The sequence below is a fragment of the Rhodohalobacter sp. 614A genome (assembly GCF_021462415.1).
Taxonomy (GTDB): Bacteria; Bacteroidota; Rhodothermia; order Balneolales; family Balneolaceae; genus Rhodohalobacter.
In genome coordinates this window covers 456,955-474,595 of the sequence record NZ_JAKEDS010000002.1, presented here as the reverse complement: position 1 = coordinate 474,595, position 17,641 = coordinate 456,955, and the positions used below count along the sequence as shown (strand labels likewise).

At 41.7% G+C, this 17,641-nt stretch carries 17 protein-coding genes; 12 read left to right on the top strand and 5 right to left on the bottom strand.

The window, feature by feature from the left end:
* The first annotated feature begins 40 nt into the window (after positions 1-40).
* Positions 41-895 (top strand): universal stress protein, encoded by an 855-nt coding sequence (locus tag L0B18_RS10815; protein WP_234571787.1) that lies wholly within the window; start codon positions 41-43, stop codon positions 893-895.
* A 52-nt stretch (positions 896-947) separates the two neighbouring features.
* Positions 948-2,981, top strand: a complete 2,034-nt coding sequence (locus L0B18_RS10810) for a S9 family peptidase (protein WP_234571786.1) — start codon at positions 948-950, stop codon at positions 2,979-2,981.
* Positions 2,982-3,018: 37 nt separating this feature from the next.
* On the opposite strand, the gene L0B18_RS10805 is transcribed toward L0B18_RS10810, so the two are convergent.
* Positions 3,019-3,372: a four helix bundle protein gene (locus tag L0B18_RS10805; protein WP_234571785.1), complete on the bottom strand. Its 354-nt coding sequence runs from the start codon at positions 3,370-3,372 to the stop codon at positions 3,019-3,021.
* A gap of 104 nt (positions 3,373-3,476) precedes the next feature.
* Positions 3,477-4,202 carry a hypothetical protein gene (locus L0B18_RS10800; RefSeq protein ID WP_234571784.1) on the bottom strand — a complete coding sequence of 242 codons (726 nt, stop codon included), beginning with the start codon at positions 4,200-4,202 and terminating at the stop codon, positions 3,477-3,479.
* A 502-nt stretch (positions 4,203-4,704) separates the two neighbouring features.
* On the opposite strand from L0B18_RS10800, the gene L0B18_RS10795 reads away from it, so the two are divergent.
* Both L0B18_RS10795 and L0B18_RS10790 read left to right on the top strand, forming a co-directional pair.
* Positions 4,705-7,092, top strand: coding sequence for an ABC transporter permease (locus tag L0B18_RS10795; protein WP_234571783.1), 2,388 nt, complete (start codon positions 4,705-4,707; stop codon positions 7,090-7,092).
* A gap of 235 nt (positions 7,093-7,327) precedes the next feature.
* Complete coding sequence (locus tag L0B18_RS10790; protein ID WP_234571782.1) at positions 7,328-7,813, top strand: YybH family protein; 486 nt, start codon at positions 7,328-7,330, stop codon at positions 7,811-7,813.
* A 164-nt stretch (positions 7,814-7,977) separates the two neighbouring features.
* Here the strand turns inward: L0B18_RS10790 and L0B18_RS10785 are convergent, their stop codons facing one another.
* A complete protein-coding gene (locus L0B18_RS10785; protein ID WP_370647584.1) occupies positions 7,978-9,642 on the bottom strand; it encodes a dipeptidyl-peptidase 3 family protein in 1,665 nt (554 codons plus the stop codon).
* A gap of 212 nt (positions 9,643-9,854) precedes the next feature.
* Here L0B18_RS10785 and L0B18_RS10780 point away from each other — a divergent pair, with 212 nt between their 5' ends.
* The 7 genes from L0B18_RS10780 (at position 9,855) to L0B18_RS10750 (ending at position 13,492) form a co-directional block, all read left to right on the top strand.
* On the top strand, positions 9,855-10,271 hold the full coding sequence (locus tag L0B18_RS10780; protein WP_234571780.1) for a phospholipase D-like domain-containing protein: 417 nt from the start codon (positions 9,855-9,857) through the stop codon (positions 10,269-10,271).
* Entirely contained in the window at positions 10,232-11,149 is a 918-nt protein-coding gene (locus L0B18_RS19865) for a WG repeat-containing protein (RefSeq protein WP_370647583.1), read from the top strand. Before L0B18_RS10780 ends, L0B18_RS19865 begins: the two co-directional genes overlap by 40 nt.
* Complete coding sequence (locus tag L0B18_RS10770; protein WP_234571778.1) at positions 11,110-11,538, top strand: WG repeat-containing protein; 429 nt, start codon at positions 11,110-11,112, stop codon at positions 11,536-11,538. The genes L0B18_RS19865 and L0B18_RS10770 overlap by 40 nt, the downstream gene beginning before the upstream one ends.
* Before the next feature lie 32 nt (positions 11,539-11,570).
* The gene (locus tag L0B18_RS10765) at positions 11,571-12,305 is read left to right on the top strand and encodes a hypothetical protein (protein ID WP_234571777.1); all 735 of its coding nucleotides are present in this window, start codon (positions 11,571-11,573) and stop codon (positions 12,303-12,305) included.
* Between the two features lie 10 nt (positions 12,306-12,315).
* Positions 12,316-12,753: a hypothetical protein gene (locus L0B18_RS10760; protein WP_234571776.1), complete on the top strand. Its 438-nt coding sequence runs from the start codon at positions 12,316-12,318 to the stop codon at positions 12,751-12,753.
* A 167-nt stretch (positions 12,754-12,920) separates the two neighbouring features.
* Complete coding sequence (locus L0B18_RS10755; protein ID WP_234571775.1) at positions 12,921-13,178, top strand: AbrB/MazE/SpoVT family DNA-binding domain-containing protein; 258 nt, start codon at positions 12,921-12,923, stop codon at positions 13,176-13,178.
* On the top strand, positions 13,172-13,492 hold the full coding sequence (locus L0B18_RS10750; protein ID WP_234571774.1) for a type II toxin-antitoxin system PemK/MazF family toxin: 321 nt from the start codon (positions 13,172-13,174) through the stop codon (positions 13,490-13,492). The genes L0B18_RS10755 and L0B18_RS10750 overlap by 7 nt, the downstream gene beginning before the upstream one ends.
* Before the next feature lie 153 nt (positions 13,493-13,645).
* Here the strand turns inward: L0B18_RS10750 and katG are convergent, their stop codons facing one another.
* Complete coding sequence (gene katG / locus L0B18_RS10745) at positions 13,646-15,886, bottom strand: catalase/peroxidase HPI (protein WP_234571773.1); 2,241 nt, start codon at positions 15,884-15,886, stop codon at positions 13,646-13,648.
* Between the two features lie 94 nt (positions 15,887-15,980).
* On the opposite strand from katG, the gene L0B18_RS10740 reads away from it, so the two are divergent.
* A complete protein-coding gene (locus tag L0B18_RS10740) occupies positions 15,981-16,118 on the top strand; it encodes a hypothetical protein (protein WP_234571772.1) in 138 nt (45 codons plus the stop codon).
* 50 nt (positions 16,119-16,168) lie between these two features.
* On the opposite strand, the gene L0B18_RS10735 is transcribed toward L0B18_RS10740, so the two are convergent.
* Entirely contained in the window at positions 16,169-17,641 is a 1,473-nt protein-coding gene (locus L0B18_RS10735; RefSeq protein ID WP_234571771.1) for an alpha/beta hydrolase family protein, read from the bottom strand.

Below are 17,641 nucleotides of genomic sequence, written 5' to 3'. Positions count from 1 at the left end.
TTGATACATTGCGAATATAAAATCAAAAAAAATTACTCGAATGATTAAGCGCATACTCATAGCACTCGACCCCGACGAAGACACTCCTATCGCTACTCAATACGCCATTTCACTGGCTGAACGAAATGACGCTTCGGTTACCGGACTTGCCGTGGTGGACACAAGCAATATTTATCCGACCGGAATCATTGGCGATCCCGATCAGACACACCATGCACGAAATCTCTGGGAAGAACTAACAGACAACAGCCGGAATGTAGCTGGAAGGTTGCTTGAAAAATTTGAAAGCAGTGTTGAAAAATCAGGAGTCCGTTATACCGCTATCACCCAGGAAGGTGCATCGTATGACCGGATCATCGAAGGAATGAAATACCACGACCTGTTAGTTGTAGGGCGCGATTCACACTTTTTCTACAATGAACCAAAACAGGAGACCAAAACTCTTGCCCAGGTTGTTAAAAACGGGGTTTCGCCAACGTTGATTGTCACCCATCATTTTGAGGAAGTTCATAAAGTGCTGATTGCATTTGATGGAAGTCGCCCGGCATCCCGATCCCTGAAAAGCTTTGCCCACCTCTCTCCTTTTGGAAAGGATTTGGAAATCGAACTCCTGCATATTTCTAAAACAGACAATGACGATTCCGAATCTTCATCAGAAACGATTCTTGATTTTGCCAATGATTACCTGCTCGAACACGATTTTAAGAATGTAACTCAGAAATTTATGGCTGGTGATAAAATAAGCGAGGCTATCTTGAAACGACGAAAAGAAATCGGGGCAGATCTTATCGTACTTGGTGCACATGCCGTATCTGCCATTAAGCGCCTCACATTTGGTTCCACCACCCACGAATTGATTACAAAAACAGATTCGCCGCTTTTTATGACTCCATAGCGGATACCCTTTCCCATATCAAAATTCCAAAATCTAAAGCTTACTTTTCCTGATGAAAAAACATTTAATATTCCTTCTCATCCCTCTTTTTTTACTTTCACTAAACCAGGAAATTCAAGCCCAAAAAACCAATTTTGATTATCTGGATGTTTATGATCTTCAGTTTGTAGACAATCCCCAGATTTCACCTGATGGAAATACCATTATTTATGTTCGCCATCAGTTTGATGTAATGACGGATCGCCGGTATACAAATTTATGGAGTATCTCTTTTAGCGGGGATGAGCACGAACCGCTGACCTCCGGCAAATCATCCTATGGAACACCAACCTGGTCACCCGACGGATCAAAGATAGCCTACACCTCATCTGAAGAAGGATCCAGCCAGATTTTTGTACGATGGATGGACCGTGGTGTAACTTCGTCAATCACCAACCTCACTCACAGTCCCGGAAATTTGCAGTGGTCACCAGACGGAACCAAATTACTTTTCACGATGAGACTTCCGTCCGACAAACCTCAGATCGCCAACCTCCCTTCGCCTCCAAAAGGAGCAAAATGGGCCGATGGAGCAACAGTGATCGACTATGTTCAATTTAAAGCCGATGGCCGTTTTGAAGTACTTGAGGAGACTTATTCTCATATTTATATGGTTTCTGCAGAAGGAGGCGCACCCCGAAAATTAACCGGGGGGAATTACAATCACTCTTCACCATCCTGGACGCCCGACGGAGAAAGCATTTTGTTTACGGCAGATCGTACAGGCAACGCTGATCTTGATCCAAACAACGAACAAATTTTTGAAATGGATATTACATCCGGAGAGCTGAACCAAATCACGGATAAACGAGGACCGCATAGCAATCCAAAAATTTCACCCGATGGCCAGTACATTGCCTACACAGGTTATGAAGATGAATTTGTTGGCTATCAACTGACGGATTTATATATCATGAACAGAGACGGATCAAACCTTCAAAAGATCTCTGATGATTTAGGAGTGGATATCGGGAATATTACCTGGGCCGGTGACAGCCGTTCACTCTTCTTTTTATATGACGAAGAAGGAAATACCAAAGTCGGGAATATTCGTTTGAATGGAGATATTTCTACTCTTGTCTCCAATCTTGGAACATCCAGTATCGGGCGGCCTTATGGTGGCGGATCTTATTCGGTTGCTGAGAATGGACGATTTGCAATTACTTCAGGAGCCACTGACCGGCCAACGGAACTCGCGGTGGGCCATTATCCAACCCGGATGGCTGTTACTCAAATCACCAATCTGAACGAGGTATTTCTCTCATCCAAACAATTGGGTGAAACCACCGAATTTTGGGTGGATTCATCCGTCGATGATTTTGAAGTTCAGGGCTGGATTATCACTCCACCGGATTTTGATCCCAATAAAAAATACCCGATGATTCTTGAAATTCACGGCGGCCCTTACACCAATTATGGCGCACGTTTCACGCCGGAGTTACAATTGATGGCGGCAAAAGGGTTTGTGGTTGTGTATACAAATCCGCGTGGAAGCACCAGTTACTCAAGCGATTTCGCTTCCTATATTAATCTCAATTATCCCAGCGAAGATTATAACGACTTAATGGATGCCGTAGATTATGTAGTTGGCCAGGGATATATCGATGAGGAAAAACTGTATATCACCGGGGGAAGTGGCGGTGGAGTTTTGAGTTCCTGGGCGGTTGGTCACACCGACCGATTTGCAGCAGCCGTTGTAGCAAAACCGGTCATTAACTGGTACAGTTTTGTCCTCACATCAGATGGTTATCCATTTTTCAACAAGTACTGGTTTTCTGAATATCCCTGGGATGATCCCGAACAATATCTCGAACGCTCTCCCATTTCATATGTCGGAAATGTTACAACTCCTACAATGCTTTTGGTTGGGGAGTATGATTACAGAACACCTGTAAGCGAAAGTGAGCAATTCTACCAGGCATTAAAATTACAGGGCGTCCCTTCCGCATTGGTAAAAATCTCGGACTCCTCTCACTCCATCGCCTCTACCCCGAGCAATTTGATACGAAAAGTGGCGTATATTTTGGGCTGGTTTGAGAAATATTAATCAAGAGGACAGAGTCATGAGTCGTGAGTTTTTGGGCTCAGGATTTTTGCTTCTTTCCAAGAGAGTAGAGCATTTTTTGGATTTCGTCGATTTCAGAAAAGAGGATTTTGAAATCATCTTTTTTTACATATCCTAGATTTTTGGCGATTAAGAGTTGAGTTTCCAACTCACATGCTGATCCATATGAAATACTCAGAAAGTTCGCAAACTCCCTTTTTGATCTTCTACCCGCTCCCTCAGCAATATTTGAACTGATAGAAACAGCCGCTCTCCTTATTTGTGAAGTCAATCCATATAACTCCGATTTTGGAAAATTTAATGTTTCCTTATAAATCAGAGTAGCAAGATCAACTGTCCGTTTCCATACAATAAGGTTCCTAAAATTATCCATTACTCTTTGATATTAACTAGCGTTTATACTTGTAAGAGCCACAAACTCAAAATACCTTACAAAGAGAAATATTTTAGAAAACCTCACGACTCAGGACTCACCACTCAAGACTGAGTTGTTATCGTCTGCATCAGTTTCCTTTTTGCAACGGGTAGAATGGTGTGAGCAAAGGGAAAATCCAGGCGCGTATCAAATGCGTAAGTTGCGGGGTTTGGCAGTTCTCTTTCCTGGCGAATGAGTTCCAGTTTAATAGAACCCGGCGAAAGGTGTGCTCTTCCCTGTTCAAGAGCCTTCAAAAACTTTGTTTTCAAAGAACGAAACTGGTCTTCCGCACTTTGAAAAATGGATACCTCAAACCGAAAAAGATTCAGCTTCAATTCCTGGTTATCCGGTACAAAAAAGTAGCCCTCATCCCGGTAATTGGGCAGAATGCCAACATGTTCAACCGATAGTTCTTTCTCAACATAATCGTGAATGGCGATGCCTTCATGAATTACTTTGTCGATTTTTGGCAGTGCCCATGTAATGAGATCCTCAACAGCTTTCAAATCGGTTCCGTCCACAAAGACCACTTCGTGTTCAATCGTTCGGTTTACCCAGTCGATTTTTCCTATTCGTTTCGGAAATTTACTTCTCAGATCAGCCAGCCGGTCAATCACATCCTGCAGTGTTCTGCGAATTTCAACGAGTCCGCTTAAATGCGGATAGATTTTATAATATTGAAATTCGCCGGAGATTTTTTTGAGTTCTGCCAGGATAATGTATTGCCGTTTTTCGATATCATCCTGAACTTTGGTGAAAAGATTAAGATTCAGCCGCGATTCTGTCATCTTTTTGCCTCCTGTGATGAGTTGATGGGGAATAACAGAACAACGCTATTCAAAACGAATGATTTTGTCAAGTGAGATTTTTTAAATCATCTGCTAAAAACCCACTATTTATAAGGTGAGTTTATTTATAAGTGCAAAGTATTTAGATATTAACCCCTAACTTGTTAATAAAAAAATCAAATGTTACCCTTGGCTTTTCAGAGAATTCATTCTGCCTCAAGTACACTCTGCTTTGATTAGGTTCTATCTTGTTTGAGTAGAAGGAGAGATTCAGGGGTGCGTTCCGAAGGAGGACCTTCGGAACGGGTAAAACGTTTGAGTCTGGCAACTGACTCGAAAACTTTATCTTTATTCAGTTTATTGGTTTACCCATTTCTCTGTTTCATTAAACCTTTTTTCCTCACTGTCTCGTCCTTACCGAAACTATGCAATTTTTCCACCGTAGAGACAGGCAGTGTTCAAAAATCGGGCATCTCTTTTAATAATCTAAAACCACTCCAGCATGTTTAAAAACTACCTCCTCACCTCGTGGAGAAATCTAACCAAACACAAAACATACACCGGTGTAAATCTTATTGGATTGGTCCTGGGAATTTCAGCATTTATCATTCTTGGACTCTATGTTTGGGAGGATCTCAGCTTCAATCAATTCAACTCAAAGTACGACCGAATTGCGCGGGTTGTAACTGTAGATAAAGCCCGGGGTGTTTCTTCTCAAAGAGTGGGCGTTTCTTATCCGGCCCTTGCCGAAGCCATGAAAGAAAATCTGCCCGAAGTTGAAGAAACGGTCCGCATTTCGAACCAGGGAGAATCAACCATTCGCTACAATAATGAAAACTACCTGGTTCAGACTTCCTACCTGACGGAAAATTCTTTCTTTAAAATTTTTGATTTTGAACTGCTTCAGAGAACCTATGATGATGTCCTCACAAGACCGGGTACCATCGTAGTTACCGAAGGATTTGCACACCGTGTGTTTGGGAGTAATAATGTCATCGGCCATACAATTGAAAACCAACAGGGAAATCTGCTTGAAGTGGTTGGAGTAATGGAAGACGTGCCGCCAAGTTCGCATTTCCAGTTTGAGATGCTACAGGCAATGGTTCCAGGTGAAGGACAAGACGGATTTGCCCAGTTTCTGCAATCGTGGAGTTCTATCAGTTTTCAGACTTATGTGCTTTTCGACCGGCCCCGGGATACGGAAGCATATGCCGACCGACTGATGGAAATCGCCACAAACAACGGCGGCTATGAAATGTTCTTCCCAACATTCATTCCCCTTTCGGATGTCCACCTGAACTCTTCGGATATTCTGTTTGATCTGAACAATCGAAAAAGTGATATCAGCAATGTGTATATCATGTCTGCCATTGCTTTTATGGTTTTGATTCTCGCCTGTTTCAACTACGTAAACCTGGTGACCGCCCGTTCCGCTTCCCGGGCAAAAGAGATTGGGTTGCGAAAAGTCGTTGGCGGTGTCCGAAGCCAGCTTATTGCTCAACATCTTGTTGAATCCATTTTTATGGTATTCCTGGCATTTGCTGCCTCTATTGTATTGGTGTATAGTTCTATCCCGGTTTTGAATGATGTTTACAGCCGTTATGCCGAAATGAACTGGCTGCTGACTCCAGAATTTATCGGGCTTTCAATCACAGGAATTCTTTTGATTGGAGTCCTTTCAGGACTATACCCGGCCGCAGTTCTCTCGTCATTCAATCCATCTTCCGTTTTAAAAGGAACATTCTCATCAAGTTCAAAGGGTTCTCTCCTGCGCCATTCGCTCGTGGTTTTGCAATTTGTAATTTCTATTGCACTTCTTGCCGGAACAATGGTGGTTTACCAGCAAATGGACTTCATTTTTAATGCTGATTTAGGATACGAACGGGATCAGATTATCACACTCAATGCCGGCCAGTTCGCAAATCCTGAGAATGCCGAGACCTTTTATCAGGAGTTGTCAAACATCCCGGGCGTTCTTTTTGTTGGAGCTTCTTCTCAGCAGATAGGTTCTCAGTACGGGCGATCCGGAGTAACCCCTGAAGGAATCTCTTCCGAAGAAAACATCATCACAAGCGTGACAAATATCAATGACACTTATATCCCAACGATGGGAATTGAAATGTTTGAGGGACGTAATTTTTCAACTCAATATGCCGATTCCGGGAATTCTGTACTGGTTAACCAGGCTTTTTTGCGAATGCTCGGGTGGGATACAGGCACTGATAAAACTGTAACATTTGGAGCCACCAGCGACAATCCAACCACCCTGAGCATTGTGGGTGTTGTCGGGGATTTCCATTTTGCAACGGTCCGCCATGAAGTGGAACCGCTGATTATGTTTTACTCACGCGCACTTCCAACCCTATCCATAAAACTGGATACCCAAAATCTAAATTCCACTTTATCAGAGATTGAAAATGTCTGGAAATCATTTCTTACCAATCGCTCATTTGAATTCGATTTTCTGGATGAATCCTTTGCCCAGCAGTACAATACCGAACAAACTCTCTCGCAAATGATCCGTCACTTTTCTCTTCTGGCAATAGCCATTGCAGCAATCGGACTGTTTATATTATCTGTATTTACAGTTCAACAGCGTAGAAAAGAGATCGGAATCCGAAAAGTGCTGGGTTCTACTACCGGTGGAATCAGCTTATTACTGAGCAAAGATTTCCTGAAATGGATTTTGCTTTCTAACATCATCAGTCTGCCAATTGCCTGGTACTTTCTGCGAGAATGGCTGGCCAATTTCAGGTACCGAATCGATCTGGATTTCTACCCATTCCTGGCAGCATTAATCCTTTCCATGTTAATCGCAGCCTTGACGGTGAGCATTCAAACATACAGAGCCGCAACAGAAAATCCAGTAAATAGCTTGCGAAGCGAATAAAAATTAAACAGAGAAATAGAGGAACCGAGAAACAGATTAATTTTAAAGTGTAAAATTTAGCTCATTAACTTTTTCTGTTTCTCGGTTAATCGGTTGATCAGTTTCTTTGTTTACCCATTCCAAAAATCGCTTCCATTTATCTGATTTTATTCCACTTACAGATAAATTTTTTTTATTCCAACAGATTTTATTTAATTGGCTTATCAAAATTTAAAATCTGATAAAGGGAAACTTCATGAAAACTAACTATACCAATCTGACATTCTTATCGATCATTATCCTCACTTTCCTTTCCTGCGATTCTCCCTCTGAAGATGCTGCAAATATGCAAGGAACCGTTGACCGCGAAGCTGTTATAGCTGATATTAATGAAATGAGAAATAACTTCATGCAAGCCGTTAAAACCCGTGATATGGCAACTCTGGGATCTATGATGACAGAAGGCACGATCATGGTCTTGCCAGCGTCAGAAGGTTGGATGGACATGAAAGCACAAGCACAAGGTCCCCTGCCCTACGACTCCTTATCAATTACACCCAATGAGATTGAAGTGATCAATAATGAATGGGCATTTGAGATGGGTAGTACGGTTTCTTATTACACGCCAGAGGGCCAAAGCGAACCTGTAGAATTACCCGATACATATATCATGATTTTCCGAAATCAGGGCGACGGCTGGAAACTCTATCGCGAAGTTGCCAGTGGCGCTACGATGGAATAAGGTTAAGCGTACTCGTTTCAAAGCTCTGTTTTGGAACGCCTCCCGGAAGCTCCGCTTCCTTTCACTTGAATCCAGTTCCTGTGAATAGAAGCAGAGCTTCATTGGACCGTTCCGAAGGAGGACCTTCGGAACGAGTTTCATAAATCAACCTGTTTCTCTGTTCCCTAAAGCCCTAACACTTCTTTACCCTGCTCAAACACAATATCTGTGGGGATGCCGGCATTGGCGAGACGGTCGAGCGAATTTTGCAATTGCGGGCTGACCTGTCCGTACTCTTCTACGAAATTGGCAACGCCTTCATAATCACCATCTCCCTGGAAAGTGAGAATTCGGTTTGATAAAGAATCGGTTACTTCAGGAATTTTGTCATAGTCTACACGCCAGGCTTCCTGGTCTTCATCGTAGGCAATGGCGCCATTTTCTACGAAGTAGTTGAAACGGATCAGGTTGGCACGTCCGTGAGCGCTGCTGGTTCCGAACCGGATCGACCGAAAAATACTGGCTACAAACGTCGTGTAATTATCTTCAATGACGCCGTCTGTTACTGTTCCGTCTTTGCGGAGCTCGGAAATCATATACAACCCAAGAACATCGGCTTTGCCTTCTTCGAGGGCTGATGCGTGTTCTCGGAGGGCTTCGCGAACCGTTCCGTTTCCATTAATAGTATTCTTGATTCCCAATCCGTGTGCCACTTCATGAAACATCGTGTTGGCAAAAAAGGCATCAAATGTGAGGTGTTCCTGCTGCTCTTCCACGATCAGCATATCGGCAATATCCACCAGGATCTTGTCGTACTTCGCACGCATCGCATTTTTTAACTGGAGCCGACGCGTTCCTTTTTCGAGCTGAACTTCTTCGTCATTCGGCAAGTTGATAGCGATAGTTTTGGAACCGGCGTTGCTGTCGCCCGCGTAATAAATCACGTCATACGCATTCAGGTCAGAATCGGCACCGGGTTCTTCCTGCTTGTACTCATCCGGAACCGGCAAACCACGCTGTAAAACAGGCAGCACTTCGGCATATTTGGAAAGACGGTCACTCCACTCCATATCTTTAACCAGCACGTACGCTTCGTGGGCAGCTTTGTAACCGTAGAGTTGATCTTCATACGTTTCAATCGGGCCAATCACGATATCAATTTGATTGGTTTTCATATCCAGCCAGGCCATGTCGCTCTCCTGGTATTCGTCCGTCAGAAGTGCTTCTGCCCGGGCATACAGGTATTTTTCAAGGCCGGGATTTCCAGCCAACGCCGCAGCTTCTCTTAATTTATCAGCCGCAAGTTCATGCTGTTCTTTGAACTCTTCGTGATAGGGAACCGTCATCAAATTTCCGTCGCGGTCCCTTCGAACCAGTGTATAGAGATCGTCTTTGTCTTCGGAATCCCATGCTTCAAACTCTTCTTTGGTCATGTCCACAGGATAGAAATTCGCACCAAGTGGCTTCGCCCCCACACTGTCGATGAACGCTTCGTCCCCGTTTAACCGGTCCCACGGACCATAATTAATTTCCACAAACTCCCAGAGATCGGAATCATCAATTTCTTCCAGCAATTCGTTGTGATATCCATACGCTTCTTCCCAAAAAACGTCGTCCATAGCCTGGGCGGCGTCAATCAAAAGTGAGAGCATGTCTCTCTGGTTCTGGGTGAATTCACTGATATCCGTATTCAGCTCAAACGTGGTGTATTGGTCGAGACGGTCTTCGATGGTCATCCCTCCTTCTGCCGCTGACGATTCTTCCATCTGATTATTATTGCCACATCCCGAAAGTAGAAAGGCTAAGCCTAAAAAAAGGATTGCCACAAATAGTCTTAAAAATCGATTCATCATCACTCCTTGGTTTTCGAAAATTGTTTATTTATGGAAACTATGAAATTTGGTGGGGATGTGCGATTGGGAATTCAAGCGAAAATATTTAAATCAGATTTGTGCTAAGAGTGGCTTTAAATTATAATAGAATGTCGTTAGAGTCATTCAACCTTAAATAAACTGTTTTTCTATTTTAAGATAAGTGCAGTTTCAATTGAAATGCTTCCAAAATGAAAACCATTTTTGAAAATATTGAGCAATCAATTATCTCAGAAATAAATCAAGCAAAAAAATGGATTAAAATAAGTGTTCCTTGGTTCACGTCAGTTGAATTACTTCAATCATTATATTCTGCTGAGAGTAGAGGTATAGATATTGAATTAATTATCGAAGATGATAAAGTCAATAATAAACTTAAAAAGCTCTTTGAAGGATTAGAAAGACTTGGTTGTAAAGTTATTTTCAACAAAAATAAGGAAAAGTTAAATCATGAAAAATTTGCACTGATTGATGGGGAAACTCTGATCTATGGAAGTTATAATTGGACAAACAAAGCAAACTTATATAATAATGAAAGTATATTTATTATTGATAAGGATGAAAATAAATCTATACTGATTCATACGAATCTAGATTTGATTCAATAAAAAATTCAATCTCTTCTAATAATTCACATTCACTTATCCTTGACATTAAAAAAAATTATTATGAGCAAGTTGATATTGATTCTGAAAATTTTCAAAAACCTTTATTAATCCCCTTTCAAAAAGACGGTAAATGGGGATATTGCAATTCAGAAAAATTTATTGTTATAGATCCAATCTATACAGACGCAAACCCATTTAAGGATGGATTGGCACGAGTAAAAAATAATTCCAATAAGTGGGCTTACTTAAATGAGAAAGGCGACTTTATCACTCCCTTTAAATATGATTCATGTAGAGACTTAAACGCCGGATGGGCTTCAGTAGCTATTAAGACTGAACAAGAACTCGGCTGGATGGGACCAGGTTTCTACTTACAATTCGGTTCAATAGATAAAAACGGAGAACAAATATTACCATTTAAATACGCTCATCTTGGTTTCCTATCAGAGGGTATTGTTGATTATTCACCTAAAAAAAATATCGGAAATTACTACGATGATAGAAATCTATTTGATAATAAAATAACAAAAGGGTTCATTCACTTTAATGATACAAAATTAACCGACGTTACCTTCGATATTGTCTATCCATATTCTGAAGGACTCAGTTTAGTCGCAAACAGGGATTCTGGTAATGGGTTATCTTGGTATATGTATAGTTATATTGATAAAGAAGGAAATTTGATTCGTGATTTTGATTTTGAAAGTGCTGAGATATTTTCAAGTGGTTTTGCAGTAATTAAAATGCCAGGTAATACTAATTCGGGAAATCAAAACTATATAGACAAAAGTGGAAATATTGTGTTCGATTCACACTTAAAAAAAACGAAACATTCTTTATGGGTACTGATTTTATTGAAACAAAAGATAAAGCAATGATTGTTAATACAAATTTCGATGAAATTATAAACTGTAAAATTTCAACTAAATTTTCTATCTGTTCGAATTTCTACAATGGTATTGCTGTATATACTGACGGAGAAAAATATGGATATATAAGTAGATCTGGCCAAATCATTTCTGAATGTAAGTATGAATATGCAGAACGATTTAAGTACGGTGTTGCTTTAGCAAGTACTAATCGTGGGAATAACAAATTTGAATATTTAAACAGAAATGGTGAATTAATACTAACTACTACTCCAAAGGAATATCCTATACAATTCAGAAATAACCTTGGTCTGGTTCAAATAAAGAAAAGATTAGGTTTCGGCTATTACTTTACTTGTGACGGAGAAGTTTATAACTCAGATAGCATTTTCACATAATAATTCGTGACAATAACCGGAAAATTTCAATAGTGGAAAAAAAATTCGTTGCCTATTTTGATTATTTAGGATTTAAAGATTTCATTCTAAATAATAGTATGGATAAACAAAAATTTATTATTGGAAACAATCTTAGAGAGATTGGGAATGCAATGGCATCCGGGAAGCTTACTGAAACAAAAGGTGGTTTTATTCCAGATACATCGGGAACAGATATAAATTGTTTAAACTTTTCAGATACGATTATTTTCTGGAGTAATGATGATTCGGTAACTGCGCTAGAAGAGATACTGAAAATTTCATTTACTTTTAATGCCAGAACTAATCTATTCTTTTTCCCTGTAAGAGGGAGTTTGGTACACGGTGAATTATATTGTCTCAATGAATCAATGCACTCATTAACTGTAAATTCAGTTTTTGGGAAGGGACTAATCGAAGCATATTCTAATGCTGAATCATTGGATTGGGCAGGTACTGTCATTAACGAGAGTATAATATCTTATTTAAAAAGAAACGACATAGAGATCGAGGATTATCTATCAAGATTTTGCATTGAATACGAGGTGCCATACAGAAATAATCAAAAGAAGCTAGAATATGCACTTCGTCTTATAGCGGGTTCATTGAACAATGATTCTTATGAAAATTATTGTAGTAGTATTGAAACAAATTTTAATAACTATAAAAAATCTACAAGTAGCCGCTCAGCAAAGAGAAAACTCAAAAACACCACGGATTTTTTAAGAACATTTATCTTAAATAACTAATAATGAACCTGTGCCAATTCCTATCAAATATACTTGTACAAAATGCGACTTAAGTGGGTCTACTTTCTCCTCTTGGGGAGGTTTCAACTATAAGATCAATGGAAAATTAATTCCTTTAAGCCGTAGTACAGGTATCTGCTATGGCTGTAATTCTATTGTTCCTGTAGAAATTCTATCAGACGAACAGAGAAATGAACTATTTAGGAAACGAAAATCTCCCGCACATTGCCTAAGCTGCGGCAGCCATAATTTCGATGTTATTCCACATGTAGAACCAGATCCTGAACGACCTAGAACAGGTACCCCAGTCAGAACGGGTTTAATACACAAGACCTGTGGCGGCCGCATTTATGCAGATTTCTCTGGACCCAATTTTTTTATGGGAGATAATTTACCTGAGAGGATTTTTGATATTGAAGGGATTGAAATCACTCGAAAAGAAAAATAGATTCATTGACTTTTTTTTGAATCTTGAAATCAATTGGAGATTCTGAGTTTAACTAAGAATGGCTTAAACCTCGTCCCATCATTTTACCAAAATTACTTGAAACCGTTGGTTTCGGATACCTTTTAAAGTACTTATATTGTAATTACATTATATCAAAATTGAATACCATGAAAACAAAACTCATACGCATCGGAAATTCCCAAGGCGTTCGAATTCCCAAACCGATCATTGAAGAGGCCGGGCTTTCTGAAGAAATCGAAATGATCCTTGAAGGCAATCAGATCATTTTGCGCTCACCGGATCAAACCCGCTATGGTTGGAATGATGCCTTTGAAAAAATGGCTCAGGAAAAAGATGATGAGCTATTGGACAAGGAAGAAACGGAACAATCCAGCGAATGGGATGAAACCGAGTGGACATGGTAGAACGGTTTGATGTCTGGTTAATATCTCTCGATCCTACGAAAGGTTCAGAAATCAAGAAAACCCGTCCCTGTTTGGTGATCTCTCCCAATGAAATGAATCGGCATATCCGAACCGTCATCATCGCCCCGATGACATCAACCATCAGAAATCATCCCTCAAGAGTCACGGTTACCTTTCAGAAAAAGAAAGGCCAAATTGTGTTGGATCAAATTCGAACGGTGGACAAGCAGCGATTGATTAAAAAACTGGGGACCATTCCTTCATCTGCCCAAAATAAAACGCTGAGTGTTTTGCAGGAAATGTTTTCGGAATAATCAGATCAGGCTAGGGACTGAACTAAAGTCTCCTCTCAAAAGAGAGAAATTTATCATCAATTTTCCTGTAAATCTTTACTGAATAATAATACAGAAAAAAGGCAGCCCGTAACCAGGCTGCCTTTTCGATTGTTTAGCTATGTTCTAAGCCAATCATTTCAAATCAAACCGATCCAACTCCATCACCTTATTCCAGGCTTTGACGAAGTCTTTGAGGAACTTCTCTTCGGAGTCGTTGCTTCCGTATACTTCGGCGATGGCTCTCAGTTCAGAGTTGGAACCGAAGATCAGGTCGGCGCGTCTGGCGGTCCATTTTACATCACCGGTATCGCGGTTACGGCCTTCAAACAAGGTACCGTCACCGGAAACGTCTTTCCATTCGTTGCTCAGATCGAGCAGGTTCACGAAAAAGTCGTTGGTCAGTGTTCCGGGTTTGTCCGTAAATACGCCGTGTTCGGATCCGTCCCAGTTGGTATCCAGCACTCGCATTCCGCCGAGAAGTACGGTCATCTCGGGACCTGTCAGCGTCATCAGCTGAGCTTTGTCAACCAACATCTCTTCTGCCGTTACGTCCTCTTCCATATTCTCATAGTTTCGGAATCCGTCAGCATGTGGTTTCAGCCATTCAAATGATTCCACATCGGTTTGTTCGGCCGGGGCATCGGCGCGGCCCGGTGTAAAGGGAACCGTGATGTCGTGCCCGGCTTTTTCCGCTGCATTTTCGATGGCCGCACATCCGCCCAGAACAATCAGGTCGGCAAGTGAAACTTTCTTATTGCCTTCCTGGGAATCGTTAAAAGATGTTTGGATATCTGTAAGCGTTGCAAGCACTTTCTGCAACTGATCGGGATTGTTGACTTCCCAGTCTTTCTGAGGAGCTAACCGAATACGTGCTCCGTTGGCACCCCCACGTTTGTCCGATCCGCGGAAGGTAGAAGCAGAAGCCCAGGCTGTGGATACCAGCTCAGAAACCGTCAATCCTGAATTCAGAATATGCCCTTTCAATGTGGAAATATCTTCATCATTTACCAGTTCATAATCCACTTCGGGAATCGGGTCTTGCCAGAGTAATTCTTCCTCAGGAACTTCCGGTCCGAGCAGAAGTGACTTCGGCCCCATATCGCGGTGAGTCAGTTTGTACCATGCACGTGCAAATGCATCTGCAAATTCATCCGGATTCTCATAAAATCTGCGTGAAATTTTTTCGTAAGCGGCATCTTCCTTCAGCGCAAGGTCGGTTGTCAGCATGAACGGAGTGGTTTTCTTCTTCGGATCATGCGCATCCGGTACTGTATTTTTTGCCTCTTCGTTGGTAGCTGTCCACTGCCATTTTCCGCCGGGTCCCTTCTCCAGTTCATAGTCATATTCAAAGAGATTTTTCAGGAAGTTCATGCTCCACTCGGTGGGCGTTTGCGTCCAGGTTCCTTCCAGTCCACTTGTAATCGTGTGCGCACCTTTCCCGGATTCATAGCTGTTTGCCCAGCCAAGCCCCTGCATTTCAATCGGTGCTTTTTCAGGATCGTCCGCATTGTGGTCTTCTGTTGATGCACCGTGAACTTTACCAAACGTGTGTCCGCCTGCAATCAATGCTACGGTTTCTTCATCATCCATAGCCATTCTTTTGAATGTTTGGCGAATAAAATGAGCGGCTTTTTTGGGATCAGGAATTCCATCAGGACCTTCGGGATTCACATAAATCAATCCCATGTGATCGGCTGCGAGATTTCCTTCAAGAATATTCTCTTCATCGTGACGATTGCTGGCAAGCCATTCCCGTTCTGCTCCCCAGTTCACATCTTTTTCCGGTTCCCATGCATCCTTACGTCCGCCGCCGAAACCGAATGTTTTAAAGCCCATAGATTCCAGAGCGCAGTTTCCGGTCAAAATCATCAGATCAGCCCAGGAAATTTTTCGTCCATATTTTTGCTTGATGGGCCACAGTAAACGGCGTGCTTTATCGAGGCTCACATTGTCGGGCCAGCTATTCAAAGGAGCAAACCGCTGATTCCCGGTTCCGCCGCCTCCACGGCCATCAGCCACACGATATGTTCCCGCACTGTGCCATGCCATCCGGATAAAAAGCGGACCGTAGTGCCCCCAATCGGCCGGCCACCATTCTTGCGAATCGGTCATCAGATCGTACAGATCCTGTTTGATTTCGTTCAAATCCAGTTTTTTAAACTCTTCTGCATAATCGAAATCCTCTCCCATGGGATCAGACAATGACGAATGCTGACGTAATACATCCAGTTTTAGCTGATTCGGCCACCAGTCCCTGTTCGTCGTTCCTGCTCCGGCAGTCGGGCTTGGAGCTTCATGATGAAAAGGACATTTACTTTCCCCATTTTCCATATTCTTCTCTGTGTTTTCAGATGCGTTTTGACTTTTATCCATGCGACAACTTTTTAAATTTTATGTTTAATAGTCCAATCCTGTTTCGCTCACATTATATGAATAAACACCTGCTCCTAACCAATTGATATTTACTATGAGCATTATTTGGCTTGATTATTACAGCAATCTACGGGTTCCGAATTCCATTAAAAAAAGAGCAGGCTATCCTATTCCTGATGAATTTTTGGAGAGCAATACAGATCATCGGATTAGGGTAAGAGAAGAGGTTTAAATACGATTTTTGATCCGCTAAATCTTTTGAAACTTTACGAGTCTTTGAATCTACTCCACTTCAGGATATTTTTGATTCAAATCGGTTACTTCAATTCCCTGATCATCACGAAGATATTTATCAAAAAAAGTGATCGAGTATTCGTTGATCAATTCAATCGCCCGAATGGGATCCATATCTCCCGCCTGGTTGACGGCCTGAACCGGTATCAACAAAGGAATATCGCTGAAGTTGCTATGGCCAAAACCATCAACTTTTACATTGTAATGAACTTCTTCGTTTACATTGTGGAAGACCAAGTCATTCGGGGCAAATTTTGTAGGTTCGTAAACCGCTTCAATTCTCAAGAATGGTTTCGTAAGCGTTGAGTCGATCATATCAGCCCATTGGGCACCGTCCCAATTTATCCCGGCTTTTACTCTTGAATCAGTAAGCATCAGTTGTCCGGCTGTGCCCCCTCCTGCCGAGTGGCCAAACGCCCCGATCTTGTCAAGGTTCAGTTTGCCAAAAAATCGATTATTGGTTTGGGAATTGATCTCTTCCAATTCATCAATCACAAAAGAGAGGTCGACTGCCCATTGCCGCATCATTTCTGCATTGGGATAGAGATTGGAAATTTCGCGAATAATATACCGTTTTGCAGAATCGCTCTCAGCGGCCCAAAAATTCTCTTCGAGTTCAACAATCTGTTCCCAGACATTCTCGAAGTTTCTGGATTCGTACCGGTAATCAAAAGAAACCTTATTGCCATCGGGGAAAACCGTTGCGACCGATTGATAGGGATAATTGACTGCAAAAATGATGTAGCCGTGACTGGCGATTTCACTCAAAAAGGATGCATATGTGGCCGGCGGAACCTTGTATCCGTGAGAGAAAAGAAGAACAGGAAATGTTGATTCCTGACCGGAAACAATCAGATCCTCGTAAACATTTGTATCAACATGTCTCAAATGATTCAACGTGAATGCCGGCAATCCATATTTCTTTGCAAAATACTCCGCTTCATACGGATGCATATATTCCATCTCTTTCACATTTGAAGACAGATCATCAGAGGGATACCAGGCACGTACCATCAGCTTTCGATTGTCATTGGGATTTCCGGTGATGACCTCTTCCCTATCGGAATCTTCAAGCATAAATGTTGTCGTTCCAACTGTATATGGACCTGTGGCTTCAGGCAAATCAAAAACGGGGAGTATCGAAACCAACACACCGGAAACGATCAAAAGAAGAATTGAACAAACTCCACCCAATATCCGAAGCCATTTTCGGTCGTTATAAACGAACAAGTTTTGCTTTCGTTTGATGAGTCGAACTGACTGAATTAAAAACAGCAATGTTAGGAAATAAGCCGGCACTATTTGCCATCTGAACCCTTCAATCAGCAGGTGCAAGAGAATCAGGAGCAGCACAAAAAAAGGCAAATAAATCAAGCTTTTCGGCCGTTTTTCAGGTTTAATGAAATGGCCGCATGCCGTTATAAAAAGAGTAACGAGGATACAAATTTCAAATAATCGCAT

Bases quoted from the DNA above. Each gene is read 5' to 3' on its own strand.
- L0B18_RS10785 (WP_370647584.1), bottom strand. From the start codon at position 9,642: ATGAATCGATTTTTAAGACTATTTGTGGCAATCCTTTTTTTAGGCTTA.
- L0B18_RS10780 (WP_234571780.1), top strand. From the start codon at position 9,855: ATGAAAACCATTTTTGAAAATATTGAGCAATCAATTATCTCAGAAATA.
- L0B18_RS10810 (WP_234571786.1), top strand. From the start codon at position 948: ATGAAAAAACATTTAATATTCCTTCTCATCCCTCTTTTTTTACTTTCA.
- L0B18_RS10770 (WP_234571778.1), top strand. From the start codon at position 11,110: ATGGGTACTGATTTTATTGAAACAAAAGATAAAGCAATGATTGTTAAT.
- L0B18_RS10795 (WP_234571783.1), top strand. From the start codon at position 4,705: ATGTTTAAAAACTACCTCCTCACCTCGTGGAGAAATCTAACCAAACAC.
- L0B18_RS10735 (WP_234571771.1), bottom strand. From the start codon at position 17,641: ATGCGATTATTTGAAATTTGTATCCTCGTTACTCTTTTTATAACGGCA.
- L0B18_RS10815 (WP_234571787.1), top strand. From the start codon at position 41: ATGATTAAGCGCATACTCATAGCACTCGACCCCGACGAAGACACTCCT.
- L0B18_RS10755 (WP_234571775.1), top strand. From the start codon at position 12,921: ATGAAAACAAAACTCATACGCATCGGAAATTCCCAAGGCGTTCGAATT.
- katG (WP_234571773.1), bottom strand. From the start codon at position 15,886: ATGGATAAAAGTCAAAACGCATCTGAAAACACAGAGAAGAATATGGAA.
- L0B18_RS10790 (WP_234571782.1), top strand. From the start codon at position 7,328: ATGAAAACTAACTATACCAATCTGACATTCTTATCGATCATTATCCTC.
- L0B18_RS10740 (WP_234571772.1), top strand. From the start codon at position 15,981: ATGAGCATTATTTGGCTTGATTATTACAGCAATCTACGGGTTCCGAAT.
- L0B18_RS10750 (WP_234571774.1), top strand. From the start codon at position 13,172: ATGGTAGAACGGTTTGATGTCTGGTTAATATCTCTCGATCCTACGAAA.
- L0B18_RS10805 (WP_234571785.1), bottom strand. From the start codon at position 3,372: ATGGATAATTTTAGGAACCTTATTGTATGGAAACGGACAGTTGATCTT.
- L0B18_RS10800 (WP_234571784.1), bottom strand. From the start codon at position 4,202: ATGACAGAATCGCGGCTGAATCTTAATCTTTTCACCAAAGTTCAGGAT.